The organism is Stenotrophomonas sp. YAU14D1_LEIMI4_1 (assembly GCF_003086815.1).
GTDB lineage: Bacteria > Pseudomonadota > Gammaproteobacteria > Xanthomonadales > Xanthomonadaceae > Stenotrophomonas.
On record NZ_CP025997.1, the window covers coordinates 60,109 to 84,265 of the forward strand.

Sequence of the window (24,157 nt, forward strand, 5' to 3'; positions counted from 1 at the left end):
ATGGGCATCACCATTCTGTTCTCCGTATTCGCCGTGCTGCTGCTGTTGGGCGTGCCGGTGGCCTACGCGCTGGCGGCCGCGGCGCTGGCCACGCTGCTGTACCTGGATATTCCCACCATCGTGCTGGTGCAGCAGATCTCGGCGGGTACCGGCTCGGCGTCGCTGATCGCCATTCCACTGTTCATCTTCGCCGGCGAAATCATGATGCGCGGCGGCATCTCCGAACGCCTGATCGCACTGGCCTCGTCGCTGGTCGGCCGCATGCGCGGTGGCCTGGGCCAGGTCTCGATCCTGTCCTCGCTGTTCTTCGGCGGCGTGTCCGGCTCGGCCATCGCCGACGTCTCGGCCGTCGGCGGCACCATGATTCCGCAGATGGTCAAGCGCGGCTACGACCGCGACTTCGCGGTGAATGTCAGCATCACCGCAGCGCTGGTGGCGCTGCTGGTGCCGCCGTCGCACAACCTGATCCTGTTCTCGGCCGCGGCGGGCGGCGGGCTGTCCATCGCCGATCTTTTCGCCGCCGGCATTGTTCCCGCGCTGCTGATGACCCTGGCGCTGATGCTGACCGGCTATGCGGTGGCACGCCGCCGTGGCTATGGCGTGGAAGCCTTCCCCGGCTGGCGCGCGGTGCTGCTGCGCATCGTCTCCGCCCTGCCCGGCCTGGGCCTGGTGGCGCTGATCTTCGTCGGTATCCGCGCGGGCATCTTCACTGCAGTGGAAAGCGCGGCCATTGCCGTGGTCTACGCCCTGCTGGTGACCACCGTGCTGTACCGGCAGCTGCGTTGGCGCGAGTTCTTCGACACGGTGATCCACGCCGCGCGCAGCACCGGCGTGATCCTTTTCGTGATCGCCACCGCCGCCGTGTTCGGCTGGCTGCTGGCCTACCTGCAGGTGCCGACCGCGGCCGTGGATTTCCTGCAGTCGTTCGCGCACAGCCAGTTCATGGTGCTGCTGATGATCGTGGTGATGCTGCTGCTCCTGGGTACCTTCATGGACCTGGCGCCGATGATCCTGATCTGCACGCCGATCTTCCTGCCGGTGGCCAAGGCCTATGGCATCGACCCGATCCACTTCGGCCTGGTGCTGGTGCTGACCGGTGGCCTGGGCCTGGTGACCCCGCCGGTGGGCTCGGTGCTGTTCATCGGTACCTCCATCGGCAAGATCACGGTGGGCCAGAGCATGCGCACCATCTGGCCGTTCTGGTTCGCTGCGTTGGCGGTGCTGCTGATCGTCACCTTCTTCCCGCAGCTGTCGCTGTGGCTGCCGGCCGCGTTGCGCGCATGATGCGCGGGCACACGCTGCCGTTGCTGCTGGGCCTGGGCATGGCGAACACCGCCGCCCAGGCCGGGCCGCCGCCGGCATCGCCGGCATCACAGGCGATTCCGGTGGCCAGCTTCAACGATGGCGTGAACCACTGGCGCAGCGGCCATGCAGAGGGCTACGCGCGGCTGCAGCCGCAGCAGTACCGGCAGATTTCCGACAACCTGCTGCTTCTGCAGCGCCGCTCGGGCGGCTGGCCGGTGAACCAGGACCCGCTGCGGGTGCTGGATGCCGCGGCCCGCGAGGCCGCACGCAAGGCGCAGGACGAACCGGGCGGCAGCTTCGACAACCGCACCACCTATACCCAGGTGGATTACCTGGCCGAAGCCTTCGCCCGCAGCGGTGACAGCCGCTATCGCGATGCCGCGCTGCGCGGCCTGGATTTCATCCTGGACCAGCAGATCGCCAGCTGCGGCGGCTGGCCGCATTCGGTGCCGGCGCGTACCGACTACCACGACCGCATCACCTTCGCCGACGATGTCACCAGTGGCGTGCTGACCACCCTGCGGCAGATTAAGACGGCGCCGCGTTTTGGCTTCGTCGATGCCGCGCGGCGCGCGCGGGTGGCCAGCGCCGTGCAGCGTGGCGATGCCTGCCTGCTGCAGTTGCAGGTGCGCCAGCAGGGCCGGCCCACGATCTGGGCGGGCCAATACGACGCCGCCACGCTGCAGCCCGCACCGGGGCGGAAGTTCGAACTGGCCGCGCTGGTCACCGACGAAAGCGTGGGCGTGGTGCGCTACCTGATGTCCATTCCCGATCCGTCGCCGCAGACGGTGCAGGCCATCGAAGGCGCGCTTGCCTGGTTCCAGGCCAATGCCCTGCACGGGCTGCGCCTGCAGACCGTGGATGCCCCGGCCGAACAGTTCGCCCACCACCGCAGCGCGCAGGACCGGCAGTTGCTGGCCGACCCCGGCGCGCCGCCGCTGTGGGGCCGCTTCCACGACCTGGCCGACAACACGGTGGTGCTGGCCGACCGCCAGGGCCAGCGCCTGCGGACCTATGCGCAGGTGGGCCGCGAACGCCGCACCGGCTACCACTGGTACGGCACCTGGCCGCAGGCCCTGCTTGACCGCGACGCGCCGGCCTGGCGCGCGCGTACCGGGCACCGCGCCCCCTGAACCCGCATCCGCACCACGGAGGAACCCGATGCTGTCCAGCACCGCTCTGAAGTCCCTGTTGGCCGCCACTCTGCTGCTGGCCGCGCCTGTGCTGGCGCAGGCCCAGCCAGCGTCCACGGCGTGGAAGCGCGGCATCGAGAACCAGCGCCAGGCCGACCTGGGTGACGGCACGTTCCTGAACCCGGTGTTCGCCGGCGACCGCCCCGACCCGTCGGTGCTGAAGGACGGCCAGGACTACTACCTCACCCTGTCCTCGTTCGACGCCTACCCCGGCCTGCCGATCTGGCACTCGCGCGACCTGGTGAACTGGCAGCCGCTGGGCCACGCGATCACCCGCAACGTGGGCGCGATCTGGGCACCGGACATCGTCAAACACCAGGGCCGCTGCTACATCTACTTCCCGGCCCGGACCGGTGAACACCGCAGTAACTTCGTGGTCTGGGCCGACAGCATCAAGGGCCCGTGGAGCGAGCCGATCGACATCGGCCTGGGCGGCTACATCGATCCTGGCCATGCGGTGGGCGAAGACGGCAAGCGCTACCTGTTCCTGAGCGGCGGCGACTACGTGCAGCTGGCCGACGACGGCCTGAGCGTGGTCGGCACGCCGAAGCACGTCTACGACGGCTGGAAGTACCCGGAAAGCTGGGACGTGGAGGCCTATGCGCAGGAAGGCCCGAAGATCCACTTCCGCGACGGCTGGTACTACATGACCACCGCCGTGGGCGGCACCGCCGGCCCGCCCACCGGGCACATGGTGATCACCGCGCGCTCGCGCTCGATCCATGGGCCGTGGGTGAACGCACCGAACAACCCGATCATGCGCACGCAGTCGGCCGCCGAACCGTGGTGGTCGCGCGGCCATGCCACGGTGATCGAAGGCACCGACGGGCGCTGGTGGATGATGTACCACGGCTACGAGAACGGCTATTGGACGCTGGGCCGGCAGGCCCTGCTGGAACCGATCGAGTGGACCGACGATGGCTGGTTCGTGGCCAAGGGCGGCGATCTGGGCCAGCCGCTGCGCAAGCCTTCCGGGGAAACGGTGGGCCGCCACGGCATGGCCCTGTCCGATGATTTCCGCGGCACGGCGCTTGGCCCGCAGTGGTCGTTCTTCAACCCGGCCCAGGACGAGTACCGGCGGCTGGGCTTCAGTGGCCAGGGCCTGGTGCTGCAGGGCAAGGGCCAGACCCCGCGCGACAGCTCGCCGCTGACCGCCATCGCCGGCGACAAGGCCTACCAGTTCGAGGTGGAGATGGACATCGCCCCGGGCGCGGTGGGCGGCGCCCTGCTGTTCTACAGCGACCGCCTGTACGTGGGCGTGGGCAGCAACGGCGAGAAGTTCATCATGCACCGCTACGGCGAAGAGCGCCCCACCCGCTTGGCGCCCAGCGCAAAGGGCGGCAAGCTGTGGCTGCGGGTGACCAACAACCGCCACATCGTCACCATCCACTCCAGCACCGACGGCCAGCGCTGGCAGAAGTACCCGGTTCAGATGGAAGTGTCCGGTTACCATCACAATGTGGCGGGCAAGTTCCTGGCACTGAAACCGGCGCTGTATGCGGCCGGCGACGGTGCGGTAACCTTCCGCAGCTTCCGCTATCGCGCGCTGGACTGAGCGCGCGCTGGAATCCCCAGACTTACCGGGTTCACTACATGTCAGTGCGCAACAAGAACGATGCCGCCACGCCGGCATTGGCGAAGGGCAAGGCCGCCACGATCAACGACATCGCGCGACTGTCGGGAGTATCGAAGAAAACGGTTTCACGGATCATCAACAACTCGCCGCTGGTGCGCAAGGACACGCGTGACAAGGTCGAGGCGCTGATGCGCGAGGTCGGCTACACGCCCGATCCGCTGGCCCGTGGCCTGGCCTTCCGCCGCTCCTTCCTGATCGGCATGGTCTACGACAACCCCACCGCGCAGTACATCGTGGACATGCAGTACGGCGCGCTGGACGCGCTGCGCGGCTCCAGCTTCGAACTGGTGGTGCACCCCTGCGACAGCCGCAGCCCGGGCTACATCGATGGCGTGCGCCGCTTCGTGCAGCAGCAGAAGCTGCACGGGGTGATCCTGGTGCCGCGTGCGTCCGAAGACCAGGCGCTGGCCGACATGCTGGATGAGATCGGCTGCCGCTTCACCCGCGTGGCCGCGCTGCCGCTGGATGACAGTTCGCAGATGGTGGTGACCCACGACCGCGACGGCGCCGCCGAAGCGGCCGATTACCTGCTGTCGCTGGGCCACCGAGAGATTGCCCTGGTGACCGGCCCCAGCGCCTACCGCTCGGCCCATGAACGCACCGCCGGCTTCATCGACGCGCTGTCCCAGCGCGGCATCGAGCTGCCGAAGGACCGCATCATCGAGGCCGGCTACACCTTCGAATCGGGTGTGGCCGCGGCCGAGAAACTGCTGCTGGGCAAGCGCCGGCCCACCGCCATCTTCACCGGCAACGATGAAATGGCCGCCGGTATCTACAAGGTGGCGCTGCGGGCGGGCATCAACATTCCGCGCCAGCTGTCCATCGTCGGCTACGACGACAGCCCGCTGGCCTCGCGGCTGTGGCCGTCGCTGACCTCGGTGCGCCGCCATACCCGCGACACGGGGCGCACCGCCGCGGCCATGCTGATCCAGCCCGAAGGCCAGGCCGCGCTGCAGATCGCCAGCGTGCGCCCGCACCTGATCGTCCGCGACTCCTGCCAACCGCCCGAGGATTGAGGCCGTAGGCCTCAATCCTGTAGGTCGCGACCGTTGGTCGCGACACCTAACCTCTATCGTGCGACGCAAAATGACACCGGTTACCAGCGTCGCTAGAATCGACCACGAACCGCGCCGGGGCCGAACCCTTCGGCCCGCCCCCTGCTCTGGAGAAGCCATGTACTGCAAGACCCACTACGCCACCCATCCCGACGCCATCAAGGGCGCCAGCAACGACCAGCTGCGCGAGCTGTACCTGCTCGACGGCCTGTTCAATGCCGGCCAGGTGACCCTGAAGTACACCCACTACGAGCGCTTCGTGCTGGGCGGTGCCGCCCCGGTGGATGCCCCGCTGGCGCTGCCGGCGCAGACCGAACCGGCCTCGGCCGCCGGTCACCCGTTCCTGGAGCGCCGCGAGCTGGGCGTGATCAACGTGGGCAGCGGCACCGGCACGGTGACCGTCGATGGCACCGTGTACACGCTGGGCCCGAAGGATGGCCTGTACGTGGCCATGGGCAGCAAGGACGTGGTGTTCGCCTCGCAGGACGCCGCCAACCCGGCGCAGTTCTACCTGGCCTCGACCCCGGCCCACGCCCGTTTTGAAACCAAGCAGCTGTCGATCAAGGACGCGGTGGCGCTGGACCGCGGCGCGCTGGAAACCAGCAACGAACGAACCATCTACCAGTACATCGTGCCGGCCACCTGCCAGTCCTCGCAGCTGCTGCTGGGCCTGACCGTGCTGAAGCCGGGCAGCGTGTGGAACACCATGCCGCCGCACCTGCACGACCGCCGCAGCGAGGTCTACTTCTACTTCGATCTGGGCCAGAACGACCGCGTGTACCACTTCATGGGCGAACCGGACGCGCAGCGCCACATCGTCATGCAGAACAACGAAGCGGTGGTGTCGCCGCCGTGGTCGATCCACATGGGTGCCGGCACCAGCAACTACGCCTTCATCTGGGCGATGGGTGGCGAAAACCTGGATTACACCGACATGCACGTGCTGGACATCTGCCAGCTCAAGTAAGCCCTGCCCTGCCACCGCGCACCCGGTGCCGGTGGCCTTCGGCCTGCATCACGCAGGCCCCTACCAAGGAACGCACACGCAATGGCTAATCCCTTCAGCCTGGAAGGCAAGGTCGCTCTGGTCACCGGTGGCAACACCGGCCTGGGCCAGGGCATCGCAGTGGCGCTGGCCGCCGCTGGCGCCGACGTCGCCGTGGCCGGCATCGCCCCGCCCACCGAGACCATCGAGAAGATCACCGCGCTGGGTCGCCGCTGCCTGGCCATCGAAGCCAACCTGATCAGCATCGAGCCGGTGGAACGCGTGGTGCGCGAAACCATCGAAGGCCTGGGTGGCCTGGATATCCTGGTCAACAACGCCGGCCTGATCCGTCGCGCCGATGCGGTGGACTTCAGCGAGCAGGACTGGGACGACGTGATGAACGTCAACATCAAGTCGGCGTTCTTCATCTCGCAGGCGGCCGGTCGCCACTTCATCGAACAGGGCCGCGGCAAGATCATCAACATCGCCTCCATGCTGTCCTTCCAGGGCGGTATCCGCGTGCCGTCGTACACCGCCAGCAAGAGCGGCATCGCCGGCATCACCCGCCTGCTGGCCAACGAGTGGGCGGGCAAGGGCGTGAACATCAACGCCATCGCGCCGGGCTACATGGCCACCGACAACACCGCCCAGCTGCGTGCCGACGAAGCGCGCAACCAGTCGATCCTGGACCGCATTCCGGCCGGTCGCTGGGGCACGCCGGATGACCTGGCTGGTGCGGCGGTGTTCCTGGCGTCGTCCGCGTCGGACTACGTGAACGGCGCGGTGCTGCCGGTCGATGGTGGCTGGTTGGCGCGGTAACCCGGCAAGGCAACCAACGGTGGGTGCGGACCTTGGTCCGCGCCGCTTCCGCAACGCAGCCGGGCAGGGCTCGGCTCTACAAGGGCCTGGCCATGCGTACCCTGTTGCTGCTGTTGCTGCTGTCATGCACCGCCGTGCAGGCGGCCCCCGTACGGGTGTTCATTGCCGGTGATTCCACCGCTGCCGAATACGGACCCGAGCGCGCACCGCAGGCGGGCTGGGGCCAGGCGCTGCAGAGCTACCTGGACCCGGCGCGCTTCGAAGTACACAACCACGCCAAGGGCGGGCGCAGCACGCGCAGCTTCATCGACGAAGGACGCTTGGACGCAATCGCTGCCGAGCTGCGGCGCGGCGATGTGCTGCTGATCCAGTTCGGCCACAACGATGCGAAGTTTGAAGACGCCAGCCGCTACACCGATCCGGACAGTGACTATCCGCGCCTGCTGATGCGCTACGTGCAGGTGGCGCGCGAGCGCGGCGCCACGCCGGTGCTGATCACCCCGGTGGCGCGCCTGCTGTACGACTTTGGATCGCTGCTGGACACGCATGGCCGCTATACGCAGTCGATGAAGGCCTTGGCCGCGCGTGAGCAGGTCGCGTTGATCGATCTGAACGACCGCAGCACGCGCTGGATCCGCGCGCTGGGCGAGCAGGGCGCACGACCGTACTTCCTGTACGTGCCCGAGCAGGGCAAGGCCGACGGAACGCATTTCAGCGTGGCCGGTGCCAATGCGGTGGCCTGTCTGGTACTGCGCGAGGCGGTGCCCTTGCTTGCCGATCTGAAACCGGCGCTGAGACGCGACATCGACTGCGATGTGACGGCGCCCGCGCAGGGCGGCGAAGCGGCGCGCGGCTCGCAGGTGGTGCACGAAGATGCGGTGAAGCGCACCCAGCCAGGCCCGCATGGCGGTGCCGGGCCGACCACCGCGTATCCGTTCTTCGCCGATGCAGCGGATCTGCCGTTCGTGCTGCGCAAGCGGGTACTGCACAAAGGCGCCGGCATCGGCCTGCATCCGCAGCACAAGGATGAGATCTATTACATCGTGAGCGGGCAGGGCAGTTACGTGCTGGATGGCAAGCAGCACGACGTGCGTGCCGGCCATGCGCTGCTGACACGCACCGGCAGTACGCACGCGCTGCAGCAGGTGGGCGACGAGGATCTGGTGGTGTTGCTGGCGTACCCGCGCGACTGAACGACAGTCGAGCATGGCTCGACTCTACAGAGGGACGCGCGGCGCCGTAGAGTCGAGCTTGCTCGACTGCTCTTCCATGTCAGTCGAGCAAGCTCGACTCTACCGGGGGCTGGGTCATCGTTGTTCAACTGGCTCCGGACCGAAGTGCGTCAACCCCAGCCGGGCCAGGTCTTCAGGGCGCTCGAAATAGGCTTCGTCGAAGGCGTGCAGTGCCTCCTGCTCCTGCTCGGTCATCGCGCCGTACAGGTCGGTCAGCTGGGTGATCGCCGGATCATCTTCCAGCCGGTCCAGCAGCCCGCGCATGCCGGCCAGGATCGCGTGGGTCTGCGCCGCACCCATCGCCTGCAATGCACGCAGCGCCAACTGGCAGGTGGGGTCGCCCCAGTTGCACAGGAACTGCATGAAGCCGCCGTTGTTGATGTCCGCCTCCATGCGCCACAGCGCCACCAGCTGCTGGTCCTCATCGGACAGCGCATCCAGCTTCCATGCCGCCGCCTTCAGTCGCGCCAGCGCCGCCTCGTAGCGGTCATCCCAGACCTGGTTGGGGATATCGACCACGCCGTCCTCGCGCGGCGGCAGCAGCGCAGGCCAGTTCACTCCCAGGCCATTGGGCGTGGCAACCCAGTGCAGGCGCTGTTCGGGCGTGGCCTCGAACAGCGCAGGCGCCCAGCGCAGCGGCTGGCGGGTGCGGCGGCCATCGGCCAGGGTCAGCAGGATGAAGTCGTCGTTGAAGGCGACATCGGATACGCGCAGCGAGGCAAATACGTCAGACATGCCGTGCAGGATAGCGGACGCCATAGGACGACCGTCATAGCCTTCAAAAGCGGCAGAGGCTTTTGAAGGTTAGCCGGCAGTGCTCGGGGTCAGAGCCCTTTCGTGCGAAAGGGATCTGACCCCAATGGCCAGGCGCTGGCCTCACACATCCCCGCCGTCCGCCCAGCCCTCACCGGTGCCCGCCTGGAACACACGGTCGTCGGCCTGCACATCGCCGGAAGGCAGGTGGGCCTGGTCGGCCAGTGCGGCGTAGATCGGGGTGAAGTCGGGCGAGGTCGCCTGCATCAGCTGTTCGAAACTGTCAATGACGAAGTAGGTCTTCTGGAACGTGTCGATGCGGTAGCGGGTGCGCATGATCCGCTGCAGGTCGAAGCCGATGCGGTTGGGCGCGGCCGATTCCAGCGAGTACAGCGATTCGCCCTTGGACGACACGATGCCGGCGCCGTAGATGCGCAGGCCCTCGGGTGTGCCGATCAGGCCGAATTCCACGGTGTACCAGTACAGCCGGGTGAGGTTCTGCAGCGCGTCGGGGCCGATCGCGTGGGCCTTCACGCCGCCCCGGCCGTAGGCTTCCATGTAGTCGGCGAACACCGGGTTCATCAGCAGCGGCACATGGCCGAACAGGTCGTGGAACAGGTCCGGCTCGGCGATGTAGTCGATCTGGTCCGGGCGGCGGATCCACCAGGTAACCGGGAAACGGCGGTTGGCCAGGTGGTCGAAGAAATCCAGTTCCGGCAGCAGGCCTTCCACGCCCACCAGGGTCCAGCCGGTGGCCGCGCCCAGCACTTCGTTCAACTGGTCGAAGCGCGGAATCATGTGCGCGCTCATGCCCATCTCGTCCTGTGCGTCCAGGAATTCCTGGCAGGCGCGGCCGACCAGCAGCTCGCGCTGACGCTGGTACAGCGTGCTCCAGGTGGCGTGGTCGTCGGCGCTGTAGGTTTCCCACGGCTGCTCGACCAGCGCGGTGGTGTACACCGGCACGTAGCCCTTGTCGGTCTGCTGGTGTTCGACGCGGCGGGGCTGGGCGAGGTCCATGGGGCACTCCTTGATGGGATACCGGTGATGCTAGGGCAGGGCGCGCGCAACAGGGTTGCAAAAGTTGCGCCGAATAGGCCTTATGGCGCAATATCCTTGCGTACTCACCGTGTTGCGGGGCAGCAATGGCCGGAGAAGTCCAGTTCGATCGCACGGATATACGCCTGTTGGCCGAGATCCAGCGTGATGGTCGCGCCACCAACGCCGAGCTGGCGGCGCGGGTGAACCTGTCCCCGTCTGCCTGCCTGCGCCGCCTGCAGCGGCTGGAAAGCGAGGGCGTGATCGTGGGCTATGGCGCACGGCTGGAGCCACGCCAGCTGCGCCTGGGCCTGCAGGCCTTCGTGCGGGTGCAGCTGGAAAAGCACGACCAGGCCGCCATCGGCCATTTCGTGGACAGCGTGCAGGGCTGGGATGAAGTGGTGGCCTGCCATGCCCTGACCGGTGACATGGACTACCTGCTGCACGTCTACGTGCGCGACCTGGAACATTTCTCGCGCTTCCTGCTGGACAAGCTGCTGAACGCCGGCGGCGTGGCCGATGCCAATTCCAGCTTCGTGCTGCGTACGGTCAAGGGGTTCCAGGCACTGCCGCTGTCGCAGCTGGAATGAACGGCCGCTGCGATTTGACGGCGCCGGGCGGGTAGCCGAGCATCACCGCCCTGCGCCCGCCGCAGCGTTCCTTTCCGGTAACAGGCATGTCCGATATCCAGCCCCCGGTGCTTGCCACCACCTTCCTGCCGCTGCAGCGCAAATCGCTGGCGCGCTTCATCGCCCACGGCACGCCGCCGCAGACCGCGCTGGAACAGGCCGGGCTGATGGCCGCGCAGCTGTGCCGCGCACGCCTGCACGCACCGGCGGAGATCGAGCGGCTGCTGCACGATGCCTGCGCGCTGTTCGCCGCCGACGGTGCCGCCGCCGCCGCGCAGCTGGCGGGGCAGGGCGGCGGCGCGCAACCGGAACTGGATGCCTGGCTGTCCGCACTGGCCGCGCACGGTGTATTGCTGGCCCCGGCGGAGATCCTGCAGGACTTCATCGTGCAGTCGCCACGCGCCTATCCCGGCCTGGCCCTGCACCAGGCCTGCCAGCAGACGCTGGCCGAGCATGCCATCCGCTTTCCTGCCACCTTCGCCAGCGATGTCGATGATGACGATGCTGCACAGGACGAGGCCGACGCCGAAGACGCGCGCGCAGTTGAACATCACGGCCTGTACACCAGCGAGCAGGCGCGCGTGCTGCGTGCCATCGCGGCCAATCCCGATGAACTGATCGATCTGGACGGCTATGCGGGCACCGGCAAGGGCCACTTGGTGCTGGCGCTGATGGATGCGCGCCCCGGCCGCTATACCTACGTGGCGCCGTCACGCGCGCAGGTGGAAGCATTCCGCAGCCGCGTGCCGGGCAGTACTGCAGCGCGCCTGCTGACCCAGATCGAATTCGCCAACCGCCTGGCCCAGCACGCCGCGCGCAGTGGCCTGAGCAACGGCTTCGTGGCCAGCTACCGGCGCAGTACGCGCACCCCGCGCGAGATTGCCGGGCGCATCGGCCTGCAGGGCATCGGCGCGCGTACGCCGGAACAGGTGCTGATGACGGCCTTCGAGGCGATCAACCGCTGGTGTGCCTCGGCGGCGCCGCGCATGGCCTTCCAGCATTTCGACCGCTCGGTGCCGGCGGCCATGCTCGACGTGGGGCCTTATCGGCAGGCGGCCGAGCATGTCTGGCGCTGCATGTTCGACGCCGAGTTGCAGCGTGGCACGCTGTTGAGCCTGAGCCCGCTGCACATCGGCAAGTGGCTGGCCCTGCGCGGGGTGCGTCCACCGTTGGAGCTGGGCATGCTGCTGATCGACGAGGCACACGATCTCAGCCCGTCGTGGAAGCAGCTGCTGTCCACCCACGCGCCGGGCGTGGTCAGCCTGGGCGACCCGCACCAGTGCCTGACCGGCACCGTGCCGCGCTTGGCTGCATCGAAGGTGCTGGAAATGCACCAGTCGGTGCGGCAGGGCAATCAGGTGGACGACCTGGTGAACCAGACTCTGGCGCTGGACCGGCTGGGTCAGGACAGCGGGCCCTTCGTTGGCGCCACCGACCGCGCCACCGGCGTGCTGCAGTACCGCGACTGGACGCAGGTGCCGATCGCCGGCCTGCGCATCCACGGCAGCGCGGCCCCTCTGGCCCAGGATGCGGCCCAGCTGCAGCTGCGTGGCCTCAGCCCCTACCTGCACCCGGCGTCACTGCGCGCGCTGCGCAGCCAACTGCAGCGCCCGCTGGACGCCTGGCGTCGGCGTGGCGACAGCGGGTCCAGCCAGGAGTGGCAGCGCGTGCTGGCGGCCCTGGCCGACGACGGGCAGGGCGCACTGGTGGAACTGCTGGCGTCCAACGAACAGGTGCAGGCGCTGCTGCAGGTGCTGGATGCGCAGGAAGCGGCCAGCGATGGCGGCGTGGTGCTGTGCCTGGCCGAACATGCGAAGAACCTGCAGTTCGACGTGGTTGCACTGTCGCCCAGCTGCTTCAGTGCAGGGCAGGGTAGTCGTATCTGGCACAACCCGGTGCGCGCGGCCTATCTGGCCATGACCCGTGCGCGGCGCCAGCTGCATGTGCCTGCCGATGGCATGGAACACCTGCAGCACACGGCCGCTCTGCAGGAACAGGCGCGGCAGGCGCGCAAGCGCGAGCGGCAGCACGCCAGCGGCTATCGGCCCATGCGCTGATTCCTGCGCGGATGGGCCACCCGGACGGTGGTTCGCGCTGTGACCGGGGCCGCACAACCGGGCGATGACCACGCCGCACCTTCATGGCGCGACGTATGCTGGGCCGTGTCTTACCGCAAGGATTGCCATGCATCTGCTGAAGTCGCCCGTGGCTGGCCTGTTGATCACGCTCGTGCTGGGGGCGTGCGCGCAGGCTGAAACGCCGCGCAATATGTCGCCGACGCAGACCAACGAGGAAGGCTGCACGCGCAAGCGCAGCCTGGGTCCGCAGAACGCTTACGCCGATCCTGCTCCCATCAAGCAGGCCTGCGTGGGCCCGTACCTGCTGGAGCTGCCGCAGAACTACTTCAGCAACCAGATGGGCACCGAGCACGATGGCAGCTTCTCGCTGGCGCTGGAGTACCCGTCGCTGCAGCCCTTCAAGCCCGGCGAGCGGATGAACCTCACGGTCGATGTATCCATCCGCACGGTAAGTCTCAGTTACATGTACATCGGCCGGGCCGACCTCTGGGACGTGATGCAGCGCAGATACACCCCCCAGCCAGGCCGGAGCGATGATCCGGCGGCATCACTGGAAGGGCGCGTCCAGGGTGACGCGGTCCATGGCTTGGTTCCCTACTACGTAGACATGGACAACGTGCGTGCTTACCACCGCGCGAGGGGATTGCCCGAAACAGCACCGGTCATGAAACCGGACTATCACTACGACTGGTACGTATCGCGCGACGACGTGGGGCGCGTCGACCAGCTGGTTCGCTGTACGCCGCGCGAGATCACCGAGTCGGGCGTGGAGTACCGTGATGGAAAGATGGTGAAGAAGCGCGTTATTGGATTCGCCGAATGCCAGCAGACGTTCGTCATCGAAGAACTGAACACCATCGTTGACATCACGTATCCCCGCGAGGGGCTGCCGCAATGGAAGCAGATCGCAACGCGCGCGCGCGCGTTGCTGATTGACAACATCACGAAGGAGCGCAAGCGAATACTGGAAAGGACGGACTGAGCAGACAGGACCTCGATATTCTCGAGGCTTACGCAGAGGCGGGCAACCGCGAGTTGTATTTCAATTACCTCGCGCAGAAGCAGGGCAATGATGGCTACGGCCTGCTGGCACTCGGTGTCGTGCGCAACGACAACAACCCCGGTGCCACGGCGAACAGCTTTGCCGACCGGCAAGCGCGCGCCGATGGGGTGCATTTCAACGAAGGTCAGTGGCAGGAATTCGGCGTCGATCTGATCCGGCGCGATTTCGCTCTGCGCGCAGCGCAGTTCGATGCGGGAAGACCGGAGATGGCGCTGAATCTTCCAGTGAAGGATGTCCAGAAAGCGCACGATGAAGCTTTCAAGGCACGCGGTATCGATCCCTCTGCCTGGACGCCCTACACGCTACTGATGGCCGCCCGCGTGCATGGCGGCGATCCAGAAGCCGAAGCCGTCTGGACCATGCTGCTGGACAACAACAACCGCGGCCTGGATCGCGCGGCCGAGACAACGAACCTGGTGCTCGGCAAGTACCGGAACCTGATCGACGATCCGGCCGGCTATCTGAAGAACATGGCCGAGGCACGTGGACCGCATGGCCTGCAGCCGGTGTCCAATCTTGACCCGGATAGGATTGCCTACCACGGTGCGACGTATGTGCACGACGATGCCAAGGGACAGTGGCGCCGCGAAGTCTCGGTGCCGGTGAATGCCCCGGTGCTGCCGCTGCCCATCGGTTCGGTGCCGGTGGGCAGCGTGCGCGAGACCGATCCGGCCACGCTGCGGTATCTGGACGATGCACGCGATGTGCGCCAGTTGCGCGAGACGCTGCGCGGGCAGTTCCATGCGGACGATGAGAACAAGGACCGGCCGATCATGGCCAGCCCGTTCGTGCTGAGTGATGCCACCCCGCTGCAGATGCAGCCGGAACGGCAGAGTGCCGGCATCGATCCGCGCGAGCCCGGGCATGCACGCCACGCGCTCTACCAGCAGTGCGCGGCGGGCCTGCGCGATCTCGAGGCGGGGCTGGGCAAGCCGTGGGATGCGCAGAGCGAATGCGTCAGCGCCAACCTCACCACGCTGGCGGCCGGTGCCGACCTGCAGCGGGTGGACCACGTGCTGATGGGGCGCGGGGCGGCCGCCGGGCAGGAAGGGCCGAACCTGTTCGTGGTGCAGGGCGACCCGGCCGACCCGGCGCATCTGCGCGCGCAGATGCCGGTCGCACAGGCGCTGGCGACTTCGGTGGAGCAGTCCTTCCAGCAGCTGGCGGTGAACGATCAGCGCCAGGCGCAGGAACAGGCGCTGCAGCGTGAGCAGGATCAGCAGCTGCAGCAGGCCCGCAGCGCGCCGGTCATGGCCTGACCGGCCCCGGCGCATCTTCGTAGGCGGTAGGCGGGGCCTGCGGGCCACGCCTACCGCTCGCATCAGCTCAGCACTTTTCCTTGCGGCCCATCAGCTTGCCCAGGCGCGACGGTTCTTCGCACTTGGGTGCCACGACCGGGGTCGGTGCCAGCGCCGCGCCGCGTGCCTTCTGCATCTGCTGCAGCTTGGCGCGGATCTGCGGCATGGCCGCCATGGCCGCCTTCTCACCTTCCAGGATGGCGGTGCCGCGCTGGCTGAAATCGGCCGCGCCGATATCCAGCACCTTCGGCCGGATCACGATGTCGGCGCGGGCCAGTTCCTGTTCGCCCAGGCGCTGGCCCATGATCGCGATCGACTGGTTGACGATGCCCAGCATGCCGGTCGGCGCCTTGCCGCTGGCCTTGCTGGAAATATCCACGGCGATCACGAACTCGGCGCCGAGCTGGCGCGCGGCGTCCACCGGCACCGGGCTGACCACGCCGCCGTCGATGTAGTTGCGGCCGCCGATCTTCACCGGCTCGAACACACCGGGAATGCTGCTGGAGGCACGCACCGCCTGGCCGACATTGCCGCGCACGAAGATCGAACGCTCGCCGGTTTCCAGCTGGGTGGCGACGGCAGCGAAGGGCTTCTTCAACTTCTCGGCGGGGCGGTTGGCCACCTGTTCGTTGACGTAGTCCTGCAGCTTCTGGCCCTGCACCAGACCGCCGGAGAACAGGCGCACGTCGCGGATGCTGGCTTCGTCCAGCGCCACCGCCTTGCTCTGCATCTGGAAGGCGTCCATGCCACTGGCATACAACGCACCGACCACGCTGCCGGCGCTGGTGCCGGACACCACTACCGGCTCGAAGCCGTTGGCTTCCAGCATCTTGATCACGCCGATATGGGCAAAGCCCTTGGCCGCGCCGCCGCCCAGGGCGATGCCGATCTTCACCGGCTTGGCCTGCGGCACCACGGTCGGCGGCGGGGGCGGGGTGGGCCGCACCTCTTCGCCACCGCAACCGGCCAGCAGGCCGAGCAGGGCGACGGAGAGCAGCACGCGGGGGCGGAACACGGTCATCGGCAGCGGCGCACGGGGCGCGGGTTCAGGAAAGGGCGCCAGCATACCGAAGCTGCAATTTACGTGGGTAGCGCCGGGCGATGCCCGGCCGATGGTTCAGCTGGCGGTGCCGTTGCCGTCGCCGCTGCGCTCGCCGGGCGTGGCCCGGCGCTACCGTGGAAGGTCAGAAGCGGTTGTCGCCGTCCAGCATGCGGCCCAGCCCACCCAGCACCGAGCCTTCGCCGCGGTTCTTGCCACCGCCCTGCGGCGCGGCCATCCACATGCGCCCGGCCAGGCGCGAGAACGGCAGCGACTGCAGCCAGACCTTGCCCGGCCCGGTGAGGGTGGCCAGGAACACGCCCTCGCCACCGAACAGCATGCTCTTGATACCGCTCACCCGGCGCACGTCCATGTCCACCGTGGGGTGGTAGGCCACCACGCAGCCAGTATCCACGTCCAAGCGCTCGCCGGCAGCCAGCTCACGCTCGACCACGCAGCCACCGGCATGGATGAACACCCAGCCGTCGCCTTCCAGCTTCTGCATGATGAAGCCCTCGCCGCCGAACAGGCCGGTCATGATCCGGCGCTGGAACTGCACGCCGATCTGTACCCCGCGGGCGCCGGCCAAAAAGCTGTCCTTCTGGCAGATCAGGCGGCCGCCGTGCTGGTCCAGCTTCATCGGCAGCACCGTGCCGGGGTAGGGCGCGGCGAAGGCCACGGTGCCGCGGCCGTTGCCGGTCTGGGTATAGACCGTGGCAAACAGGCTTTCGCCGGTGACCACCCGGCGGCCGGCGGCCATCACCTTGCCCATGAAGCCGCTGCTGGCCTGCGAACCGTCGCCGAACACGGTGTCCATCTGCACCGAGGCGTCCTTGAACATCAGCGCGCCGGCTTCGGCAATCGCGCTCTCGCCGGGGTCCAGGCCGATTTCCACGAACTGCATCTCGTGGCCCACGATGCGGAAATCGATCGGGTCGCCATGACCGCCGCTGTTGCTGACCGGCGATTCCACGCTGCGATGCGCCGCCGGCGGCGGCGATGCATCCGGTGGCGGGGTGGGCACGGCCGTCTGGCGCAGCGCGGCAACGTCGGACACCGGTGTCCACCCGGACATGCCCTGGCACCAGGCCAGCGCGTGTGGATACGCCTGCGCATGGGCGCGCGCGGCCTCGTCATCAAGCGGGCCGACACGATCGGCCTGGCCGGCGGCATGGAAGTACCACTGGGTCATTGCTGCAGCTCCGTTGCGGGAACAAACCACGAGTCTAGCCGCATCACACCGGGGCAAATGGCAGGGCCATGAACGATCGGCATTTGCGGCGCGGGTGCTGTATTGCAACAATTATCTGGTAGCGCCGTTTTACCACCCCTCCAAACACAGCCTACCGCCATGTCTCCGACCCGCACTTCCCGTGGCCGCCTTCCGGTCGCGCGCCCCCTCGTTGCCGCTCTTTCCGCCCTGTTGCCGCTGGTAGCAGCCGCCCAGGAAACCCCTGCCGCCAAGGACCCGGTTGCCCTCGACGCCCTGCAGGTGACCGCGCAGCGGCGCGTGGAAAATGCCAAGGACGTGCCGGTGGCGATCACCGCCATCCAGGGCGAAAAGCTGGATGTGCTCGGCTCGGCCGGCGATGACATCCGCTTCCTGTCCGCACGCGTGCCCAGCCTGAACATCGAGTCGTCCTACGGCCGTGCCTTCCCGCGCTTCTACATCCGCGGCCTGGGCAACACCGATTTCGACCTCAATGCCTCGCAGCCGGTGTCGCTGGTGTACGACGACGTGGTGCAGGAAAGCCCGCTGCTGAAGGGCTTCCCGTTGTTCGACCTGGCCGGCGTGGAAGTGCTGCGCGGCCCGCAGGGCACCCTGTTTGGCCGCAACACCCCGGCCGGCGTGGTGAAGTTCGATTCGGCACGCCCCTCGCAGGACGCCGACGGCTACGTGAAGGTGTCCTACGGCAGCTATGACACCTGGAACGTGCAGGGCGCCTACGGCGGTCCGCTGACCAGCCGCTGGTCGGCCCGCGTGTCCGCGCTGTACCAGCGCCGCGACAACTACGTCGACAACACCATCGCCAGTGCGCCCAGCTCGGGCTTCGAAGGCTATGACGAAGCCGCTGGCCGCGTGCAGTTCCTGTACGAAGGCGACGACGTGGAAGCGCTGTTCAACCTGCACAAGCGCAAGCTCAACGGCACCGCACGCCTGTTCCGCGCCAACATCATCCAGCCTGGCAGCAACGCACTGGTCGAGAACTTCGACCGCGACAAGGTGTCCACCGACGGCCTGAACTTCTCCAACCTGGAAACCTGGGGCGGCAGCGCGCGCATCAAGTGGGATCTGGGCCGGGTCACCCTGCACTCGATCACCGGCTATGAAACTGCCGAATCGCTGAACCATGGCGACGTGGACGGCGGCTACGGCGCATCGTTCCTGGGTACCGGCAACTACGGCCCGGGCTTCATTCCGTTCCCGTCCGAATCGGCCGACGGCCTGCCGCACCACCGCCAGTGGACGCAGGAATTCCGCGTCGAATCCAACGAGTGGGGCCGCTTCGACTGGCAGGCCGGCGTGTTCTACTTCGATGAAGACGTCACCATCGACAGCTTCAACTACGACTCGCTGACCCCGGGAAATCCGCAGACCGGCCATGCCGTGCAGAGCCAGCGCAACAAAGCCTGGGCCGCGTTCGCTTCGGGCGACCTGGACGTGACCGACCGCTTCAAGCTGCGTGCCGGCGTGCGTTACACCCAGGACAAGAAGGACTTCACCGCCAGCGTGCTGCAGGCTGTGTCCGGTGGTACGCCGGTCAGCGGCCCGTACCTGGCCAACAGCGATGTGGACGATGTCAGCTGGGACCTGAGCGGCGTCTACCAGATCACCGACAACATCAACGCCTATGCGCGCGTGGCCAAGGGCTTCCGCGCACCGTCCATCCAGGGCCGCCTGGCCTTCGGTGGCGTCACCCAGGCCGATTCGGAAAAGGTGATCTCGTATGAGGCCGGCATCAAGGCCGACCTGTTCGATCGCCGCGCACGCCTGGGCTTCAACGTGTTCCGCTACAACGTGGACGGCCAGCAGTTGATCGCGGTGGGTGGCAGCAACAACACCGCCACCCTGCTCAACGCCGACAAGACCATCGGCCAGGGCTTCGAGCTGGACTTCGAGGCCTACCTGACCGACCACGTGCTGATGACCCTGGGCAGCAGCTACAACGACACCGAGATCAAGGACCGCGATCTGGCGGTGGCGATCTGCGGCGGCGGCTGCACCATCACCGACCCGACCACCGTCATCAACGGCGGCACCTACGCGCTGGTGAACGGCAACCCGCTGCCGCAGGCGCCGAAGTGGATCCACAACCTGACCCTGCGTGCCGGCTTCCCGGTGAACGACGCCAGCGAGATCTACGTCTACACCGACTGGGCGTACAAGAGCCCGGTGAACTTCTTCCTGTACGAGTCGCCGGAGTTCCGCAGCCGCAGTTCGCTGGAAGGTGGCCTGCGCGTGGGCTACAACTGGGATTACGGCCAGTACGACGTGGCTGTGTTCGGCCGCAACCTGACCAACCAGACCCGCGTGGTCGGTGCGATCGACTTCAACAACCTCACCGGCTTCCTCAACGAGCCGCGCACGTTCGGCGTGGAATTCACCGCGAAGTTCTGAGGCGGTTGACCGCGTGATGCAATGAAGAAGGGCCGGCGAAATGCCGGCCCTTCTGCTTTCTGTAGAGTCGAGCCATGCTCGACTGCCGTGAGCCGAGCATGGCTCGGCTCTACGGAGACGTGCCTTACAGCGCGCTCTGCGGGCGCACCTTCAACACCGCTTCTTCTGCCGCACAGTCGCGGGCCGAGCGCTGCCCCGCCTTACGCGCAGCAGCAATTTCCCTGCGTGCCGCCAGCAGATCCTGCTGGAACGCCGCATTGTCGTGCAGGCGCGCAACGGCGGCGGCACCCATGAAGCGGCCTTCCAGGATGTCGCTCTGCCAATGCACGTTGCACACCAGGCGGCTTTCCCCGTAGTTGCGGCCGCGTGCCTGGATGGCATCGGCGCGGTCCGGGGCGATCTCGGAAAGGATCAGTGCCCAGGCCCAGCCGATCGAGGTGTGGCCGGAGGGGTATGAACCGTTCTTGCGCAGCCCGGCTTCATCGTCGGGCGTGCAGGTGGGTTCGCCATTGACCATGAACGGGCGCGGGCGTTGGTAGTGGTTCTTGGCCGCCTTGGTGGCCGCACTGGCATCGATCCGGCTGCGCTCCAGCAGGCGATACAGCGCAGGCGTCTTCACTGCATCCACGTCCACGTCGATCGCGCACGAGAACTGGTTGGCGCCTTCCGGGAAGCCGAGCTCGGCGTCACGCGTGGCCTGGGCGAAGCGCGGCGTACCGCGCAGGGCGCGGGCTTCACGGCTGACCTGTTCGTCCAGCGCGAAGCCGGCCGAACCGGCCGCAGGCGGGGCAGGCACCAGCAGCAGGCTGGCCGGTACCGCCGTCGAATCCAGGTAGCCCACTGCCCGGGTGGTCACGTTGGCCTCCACAGCGGTGGGCTTGCTGGTGGTGGCGGCGCAGCTGGCCAGGGTCATGGCGAAGGCAAGACCCAGCAACGGGCGGGCAGGGCGGGCGATCAGGGACATGGGCAGACTCGGGACTGTGAACACAGGCGCCATGATCGCAGCCGCCGCCGGGTGCCGCAGCGCCCATCGGTCATACGGCCAGACCCGGCACGGTCGTCCTGTCGCCAATGTCCTGATTCCGGTCACAGCGCACGGACTTTCACACGCCTTCAGCACCAGCATCTGCCCACAGCCGGGCCGGGGGGATCTGCTGACAAGGGAGAGATGCGATGCGCAGCACCGCAACAGGAAGTACCGTCCTGGCCCTGCTGGTGGGCCTGGCCGCCGCACCGGCACAGGCCGCCGACGTCTACGGCGTAGCCTTCGTGCATGGCACCGGCGCGCAGACCAACGCCACCCAGGATTACTGGCAGCCGGCGATCATCGACACCGTGCGCCAGGGGCTGCCGAACAGCGGCAACTACGTGGTCATCAACTGCGATTTCACCCAGTACATGTGGAAGCCCGAAGCGGCCGGCTGCCTGGCCAGCCAGCTCACCGGCTTCATCGACAGCCGCGGCATCACCCAGCTGGTGGTCATCACCCATTCCAACGGCGGCAACGTGATGCGCTGGATCCTGTCCAACCCCACCTACGACAGCCGCTACCCGAAGATCATCAGCCGTACCCGCAAGGTCACCGCACTGGCCCCGTCGTCAGCCGGCACGCCGCTGGCCGATGCGGTGCTCAACGGCAATACGTTCGAAACATCGCTGGGCTGGCTGCTGGGCTACAAGAACGATGCCGTGCGCATGCAGCAGGTCGGCCACATGGCCACCTACAACGCGCAGAACCTGTATGGCACTGCCGGCCGCCCGGCGCTGCCCAAGCCGTTCCGCGCGGTGGTCGGCAGCGATGTCGAATCGGCAGTCTGGGACAGCAACAGCTACTGCGGCGGCTACGCGGCCAATGTCGGCCTGGAATTCACCCAGAACTGGTTGTCGTCCTGCTCCGATGGTTTCCTGGAATGCAGCAGCCAGAAGGCGGCCGGCAGCCTGCTGTTCACCGACAAGGCGCGCACCCAGGGGGCCGAGCCGTTGAGCCACAACCAGAGCCGGCGCGAATGCTTCGGCCTGGGCACCATCCTGCGCAACGACCTGACCCAGTGAGGGAGACGACCATGAAGATCCATTCCACCTTCCTGGCCGCTGCCGTGCTGACCGCACTTGCCGCCGGGCCCGCCCTGGCCGCACAACCGCTGCGTGCTGCCTTGGCCACTGACCAGGTGCCCGCCGCGCTGGTGGCCGCGCCTCTGCCCGGCGAAGACAGCGAGCGCGTGCCGCTGGCCTTCGCCTGGGCGCTGGACCCGGCGCAGCCCCTGCAGGCGCCGGGCGCGTATGCCGCCGTCAGCCGCAGCTACTGGCAACAGGTCGACGCGGCCGAGCTGCAGCGCGGCCTGGAGCTGCCGCTCACCGCCCCGGACGCGGTGATCCAGGTCAGTCCCGGTGCCGGCGCACGCGCACTGCCCGCCGACGCACTGCAGGTGCGTGATGCCGCTGGCCGTACCAGCGTGGCCCGCAGTGTCGATGCGCGCCAGCTGCAGGACGCCGGCATGGGGGTGAGCGATGGCAGCAGCATGCTGCGCACCGGTGCCAGCAGCGCGGTGGGCGCCTACCGCCTGCAGAGCGCGCAGGCGCAGGGGCGCTACGTGGTGCAGGTGCTTGAACCCAACAGCCCGGTGCGCCTGGAAGTACAGGCCAGCCAGGCACAGGTGCTGGCCGGTGGCAGCCTGCAGCTGCAGGCGCGCTTGCTGGAAGACGGTGCCAACGCCAACCAGCTGGCGGCACGGCGCGGCAGCCTGGGCGGCGAGGCATTGCTGGTGGCGCCCGATGGCCGCAGCTGGCCGCAGCGGCTGCTGCGTACCACCGACGGCAGCCTGCGTGCGCAGGTGCGCATTCCGGCCCAGGCCAGCACCGTGCAGGGGTTGTGGGAACTGCAGGTGTTCGCCCAGGCAGACGGCGTACTGCGCGATGGCAAGGTGGCCTTTGCCGTGGCCCAGCCCACCGCGCGGTTCAGCGGCCAGGCCAGCCCGGATACCGCCAGCCGCCGGGTCAGCCTGCCGCTGCAGGTGGCGGCCGCCGGTCGTTACGAGGCGCGCGGCACGCTGTACGCCACCGGCGCCGACGGCCAGTTGAAGCCGGTGGCGCAGGCGCATGCCGCAGCGTGGTTCGACGGCGCCGGGCAGGGCGCACTGGTGCTGCCGTTCGACCAGGCACCGCTGCCTGCCGGCTTCGGTGCGCCGTATGAACTGCGTGAGCTGCAGCTGCAGGACCAGAGCCGGATGGCACCGATCGAATCGCGCGCGCAGGCGCTGCGGTTCTGAGCAACAGCAGCGGGCCGGTAAACCCGGCCCGCTGCAACCGCGTAAGGGCGAGGCAACATCGCGATGGGGCAACACCGCGATGGGGATCTATCGCGGGGGAACCGCGCGATGGGGATCGATCTCGGGGGTAGAGTCGACTGTCAGTCGACTAACGCGCGCAGCGCGGGATTTTCGGGGGCCGCACGAAGAGCAGTCGACTGACAGTCGACTCTACCGTCATCCGTCTCACGTGCGCTTCGACCCGGTGGTTCACCCCGCGTACGCGCTCAATCGGCCTTCGTGTTCCACCACGTGGATCGCACCGCCGAACACCGCCGACAGCGGCTCATCACGCAGCAGTGCATCGCGCGGGCCATCGGCCAGCACGCGGCCATCGCGCAGCAGCACCACCCGCTCGATCTCGGGAATCACCTCTTCGATGTGGTGAGTCACCAACACCAGGGTGATGCCCTGTTGGGCCAGGGCGCGCATGGTGGCGATCAACTGCTGCCGCGCCACCAGGTCCAGTCCGGTGGACGGTTCATCCAGCAGCAGCGCCTGCGGCCGGTTCACCAGCGCACGGGCGATCAGCACGCGGCGGGTCTCGCCGGCCGACAGCTCGGCATACGCGCGTTCGCGCAGGCCCAGCGCACCGGTCATGGCCAGGGTCTGGCCCACCCGCTCGCGCATGTCGGCGGTCACTTCACGGAACGCCGGCACCACATAGCTGGCGAAGAAGCCCGACAGCACTGCCTGTTCCACGGTCAGCCCGGGCATGTCGGACAGGTTGCTGCTCAGATCGCCGGTGACGATGCCCAGCTGCGAGCGCAACCGGTCCACCTGCCAGCGGTTCTGCCCCAGCACTTTCACCGCCACTCGGCCATCGGCCTGGGCCAGCGGGTACAGCTCGCGGGTAATCAGCTTGATGAAGGTGGATTTGCCACAGCCATTGGGGCCCAGCAGCGCGGTGTGCTGGCCCTGGGCGATGCGCAGGCTGAGCGCGTGCAGCACCTTCACCTGGCCACGCATCACGCTCGCGTGGTCCAGTTCGATCAGGGGCGGCAGGGCGTCGCCGGCGCCGGCCGGCGACGGGGCGTGGGTGCGTGGTTCAGGACTCGACAACGGGGTTCCCCAACGTGTGAACGGTGCCACGGAATGACGGTGCCGATCACC

At 67.7% G+C, this 24,157-nt stretch carries 20 protein-coding genes; 14 read left to right on the forward strand and 6 right to left on the reverse strand.

All coding sequences use genetic code 11. The features are described 5' to 3' along the window. The 7 genes from C1932_RS00230 to C1932_RS00260 all read left to right on the forward strand — a co-directional run bounded on the left by C1932_RS00230 (position 1) and on the right by C1932_RS00260 (position 8,186). Complete coding sequence (locus tag C1932_RS00230; RefSeq protein ID WP_108747944.1) at positions 1 to 1,284, forward strand: TRAP transporter large permease; 1,284 nt, start codon at positions 1 to 3, stop codon at positions 1,282 to 1,284. After that, positions 1,281 to 2,438 carry a pectate lyase gene (gene pelA / locus C1932_RS00235; RefSeq protein ID WP_234412229.1) on the forward strand — a complete coding sequence of 386 codons (1,158 nt, stop codon included), beginning with the start codon at positions 1,281 to 1,283 and terminating at the stop codon, positions 2,436 to 2,438. The genes C1932_RS00230 and pelA overlap by 4 nt, the downstream gene beginning before the upstream one ends. A 28-nt stretch (positions 2,439 to 2,466) precedes the next feature. Further along, the gene (locus C1932_RS00240; RefSeq protein ID WP_108760815.1) at positions 2,467 to 4,053 is read left to right on the forward strand and encodes a family 43 glycosylhydrolase; all 1,587 of its coding nucleotides are present in this window, start codon (positions 2,467 to 2,469) and stop codon (positions 4,051 to 4,053) included. Between the two features lie 38 nt (positions 4,054 to 4,091). Beyond that, on the forward strand, positions 4,092 to 5,150 hold the full coding sequence (locus C1932_RS00245; RefSeq protein ID WP_108751712.1) for a LacI family DNA-binding transcriptional regulator: 1,059 nt from the start codon (positions 4,092 to 4,094) through the stop codon (positions 5,148 to 5,150). 157 nt (positions 5,151 to 5,307) lie between these two features. Beyond that, the gene (gene kduI, locus C1932_RS00250) at positions 5,308 to 6,156 is read left to right on the forward strand and encodes a 5-dehydro-4-deoxy-D-glucuronate isomerase (RefSeq protein ID WP_108760816.1); all 849 of its coding nucleotides are present in this window, start codon (positions 5,308 to 5,310) and stop codon (positions 6,154 to 6,156) included. An 81-nt stretch (positions 6,157 to 6,237) separates the two neighbouring features. Further along, a complete protein-coding gene (gene kduD, locus C1932_RS00255) occupies positions 6,238 to 6,993 on the forward strand; it encodes a 2-dehydro-3-deoxy-D-gluconate 5-dehydrogenase KduD (RefSeq protein WP_108751714.1) in 756 nt (251 codons plus the stop codon). A 92-nt stretch (positions 6,994 to 7,085) separates the two neighbouring features. Further along, complete coding sequence (locus C1932_RS00260) at positions 7,086 to 8,186, forward strand: GDSL-type esterase/lipase family protein (protein ID WP_108760817.1); 1,101 nt, start codon at positions 7,086 to 7,088, stop codon at positions 8,184 to 8,186. Between the two features lie 114 nt (positions 8,187 to 8,300). Here the strand turns inward: C1932_RS00260 and C1932_RS00265 are convergent, their stop codons facing one another. Beyond that, a complete protein-coding gene (locus C1932_RS00265; protein WP_108763297.1) occupies positions 8,301 to 8,960 on the reverse strand; it encodes a DUF4375 domain-containing protein in 660 nt (219 codons plus the stop codon). 141 nt (positions 8,961 to 9,101) lie between these two features. Further along, positions 9,102 to 9,995 carry a phenylalanine 4-monooxygenase gene (gene phhA / locus C1932_RS00270; RefSeq protein WP_108760818.1) on the reverse strand — a complete coding sequence of 298 codons (894 nt, stop codon included), beginning with the start codon at positions 9,993 to 9,995 and terminating at the stop codon, positions 9,102 to 9,104. Positions 9,996 to 10,120: 125 nt separating this feature from the next. Here phhA and C1932_RS00275 point away from each other — a divergent pair, with 125 nt between their 5' ends. The 4 genes from C1932_RS00275 (at position 10,121) to C1932_RS00290 (ending at position 15,042) form a co-directional block, all read left to right on the forward strand. Next, positions 10,121 to 10,603, forward strand: a complete 483-nt coding sequence (locus tag C1932_RS00275) for an Lrp/AsnC family transcriptional regulator (RefSeq protein ID WP_108747953.1) — start codon at positions 10,121 to 10,123, stop codon at positions 10,601 to 10,603. An 86-nt stretch (positions 10,604 to 10,689) separates the two neighbouring features. Continuing rightward, positions 10,690 to 12,699, forward strand: a complete 2,010-nt coding sequence (locus C1932_RS00280) for a hypothetical protein (protein WP_108760819.1) — start codon at positions 10,690 to 10,692, stop codon at positions 12,697 to 12,699. Positions 12,700 to 12,826: 127 nt separating this feature from the next. Next, a complete protein-coding gene (locus C1932_RS00285) occupies positions 12,827 to 13,702 on the forward strand; it encodes a hypothetical protein (RefSeq protein ID WP_108760820.1) in 876 nt (291 codons plus the stop codon). 53 nt (positions 13,703 to 13,755) lie between these two features. Continuing rightward, a complete protein-coding gene (locus C1932_RS00290) occupies positions 13,756 to 15,042 on the forward strand; it encodes an XVIPCD domain-containing protein (RefSeq protein WP_108760821.1) in 1,287 nt (428 codons plus the stop codon). A 67-nt stretch (positions 15,043 to 15,109) separates the two neighbouring features. Here C1932_RS00290 and C1932_RS00295 read toward each other — a convergent pair whose 3' ends face one another. Continuing rightward, positions 15,110 to 16,102: a patatin-like phospholipase family protein gene (locus C1932_RS00295; RefSeq protein WP_108754679.1), complete on the reverse strand. Its 993-nt coding sequence runs from the start codon at positions 16,100 to 16,102 to the stop codon at positions 15,110 to 15,112. 163 nt (positions 16,103 to 16,265) lie between these two features. Beyond that, positions 16,266 to 17,312, reverse strand: a complete 1,047-nt coding sequence (locus C1932_RS00300; RefSeq protein WP_108760822.1) for a TIGR00266 family protein — start codon at positions 17,310 to 17,312, stop codon at positions 16,266 to 16,268. Positions 17,313 to 17,471: 159 nt separating this feature from the next. On the opposite strand from C1932_RS00300, the gene C1932_RS00305 reads away from it, so the two are divergent. Next, on the forward strand, positions 17,472 to 19,739 hold the full coding sequence (locus tag C1932_RS00305) for a TonB-dependent receptor (protein ID WP_108760823.1): 2,268 nt from the start codon (positions 17,472 to 17,474) through the stop codon (positions 19,737 to 19,739). A gap of 124 nt (positions 19,740 to 19,863) precedes the next feature. Here C1932_RS00305 and C1932_RS00310 read toward each other — a convergent pair whose 3' ends face one another. After that, positions 19,864 to 20,703: a phosphatase PAP2 family protein gene (locus C1932_RS00310; RefSeq protein WP_108760824.1), complete on the reverse strand. Its 840-nt coding sequence runs from the start codon at positions 20,701 to 20,703 to the stop codon at positions 19,864 to 19,866. A 209-nt stretch (positions 20,704 to 20,912) separates the two neighbouring features. On the opposite strand from C1932_RS00310, the gene C1932_RS00315 reads away from it, so the two are divergent. After that, a complete protein-coding gene (locus tag C1932_RS00315) occupies positions 20,913 to 21,791 on the forward strand; it encodes a hypothetical protein (RefSeq protein ID WP_108760825.1) in 879 nt (292 codons plus the stop codon). A gap of 11 nt (positions 21,792 to 21,802) precedes the next feature. Next, the gene (locus tag C1932_RS00320) at positions 21,803 to 23,005 is read left to right on the forward strand and encodes a DUF4785 domain-containing protein (protein ID WP_108760826.1); all 1,203 of its coding nucleotides are present in this window, start codon (positions 21,803 to 21,805) and stop codon (positions 23,003 to 23,005) included. A gap of 249 nt (positions 23,006 to 23,254) precedes the next feature. Here C1932_RS00320 and C1932_RS00325 read toward each other — a convergent pair whose 3' ends face one another. Continuing rightward, entirely contained in the window at positions 23,255 to 24,013 is a 759-nt protein-coding gene (locus C1932_RS00325) for an ATP-binding cassette domain-containing protein (protein ID WP_234412403.1), read from the reverse strand. Positions 24,014 to 24,157 lie beyond the last annotated feature (144 nt).

What these genes read in the sequence shown, in the direction of transcription:
- C1932_RS00245 (WP_108751712.1), top strand. Translation starts at nt 4,092, where the DNA reads ATGTCAGTGCGCAACAAGAACGATGCCGCCACGCCGGCATTGGCGAAG.
- phhA (WP_108760818.1), bottom strand. Translation starts at nt 9,995, where the DNA reads ATGGACCTCGCCCAGCCCCGCCGCGTCGAACACCAGCAGACCGACAAG.
- C1932_RS00265 (WP_108763297.1), bottom strand. Translation starts at nt 8,960, where the DNA reads ATGTCTGACGTATTTGCCTCGCTGCGCGTATCCGATGTCGCCTTCAAC.
- C1932_RS00280 (WP_108760819.1), top strand. Translation starts at nt 10,690, where the DNA reads ATGTCCGATATCCAGCCCCCGGTGCTTGCCACCACCTTCCTGCCGCTG.
- C1932_RS00300 (WP_108760822.1), bottom strand. Translation starts at nt 17,312, where the DNA reads ATGACCCAGTGGTACTTCCATGCCGCCGGCCAGGCCGATCGTGTCGGC.
- C1932_RS00315 (WP_108760825.1), top strand. Translation starts at nt 20,913, where the DNA reads ATGCGCAGCACCGCAACAGGAAGTACCGTCCTGGCCCTGCTGGTGGGC.
- kduI (WP_108760816.1), top strand. Translation starts at nt 5,308, where the DNA reads ATGTACTGCAAGACCCACTACGCCACCCATCCCGACGCCATCAAGGGC.
- C1932_RS00320 (WP_108760826.1), top strand. Translation starts at nt 21,803, where the DNA reads ATGAAGATCCATTCCACCTTCCTGGCCGCTGCCGTGCTGACCGCACTT.
- C1932_RS00285 (WP_108760820.1), top strand. Translation starts at nt 12,827, where the DNA reads ATGCATCTGCTGAAGTCGCCCGTGGCTGGCCTGTTGATCACGCTCGTG.
- C1932_RS00310 (WP_108760824.1), bottom strand. Translation starts at nt 20,703, where the DNA reads ATGTCCCTGATCGCCCGCCCTGCCCGCCCGTTGCTGGGTCTTGCCTTC.
- C1932_RS00305 (WP_108760823.1), top strand. Translation starts at nt 17,472, where the DNA reads ATGTCTCCGACCCGCACTTCCCGTGGCCGCCTTCCGGTCGCGCGCCCC.
- C1932_RS00295 (WP_108754679.1), bottom strand. Translation starts at nt 16,102, where the DNA reads ATGACCGTGTTCCGCCCCCGCGTGCTGCTCTCCGTCGCCCTGCTCGGC.
- C1932_RS00325 (WP_234412403.1), bottom strand. Translation starts at nt 24,013, where the DNA reads ATGCGTGGCCAGGTGAAGGTGCTGCACGCGCTCAGCCTGCGCATCGCC.
- C1932_RS00260 (WP_108760817.1), top strand. Translation starts at nt 7,086, where the DNA reads ATGCGTACCCTGTTGCTGCTGTTGCTGCTGTCATGCACCGCCGTGCAG.
- C1932_RS00275 (WP_108747953.1), top strand. Translation starts at nt 10,121, where the DNA reads ATGGCCGGAGAAGTCCAGTTCGATCGCACGGATATACGCCTGTTGGCC.
- kduD (WP_108751714.1), top strand. Translation starts at nt 6,238, where the DNA reads ATGGCTAATCCCTTCAGCCTGGAAGGCAAGGTCGCTCTGGTCACCGGT.
- C1932_RS00230 (WP_108747944.1), top strand. Translation starts at nt 1, where the DNA reads ATGGGCATCACCATTCTGTTCTCCGTATTCGCCGTGCTGCTGCTGTTG.
- pelA (WP_234412229.1), top strand. Translation starts at nt 1,281, where the DNA reads ATGATGCGCGGGCACACGCTGCCGTTGCTGCTGGGCCTGGGCATGGCG.
- C1932_RS00240 (WP_108760815.1), top strand. Translation starts at nt 2,467, where the DNA reads ATGCTGTCCAGCACCGCTCTGAAGTCCCTGTTGGCCGCCACTCTGCTG.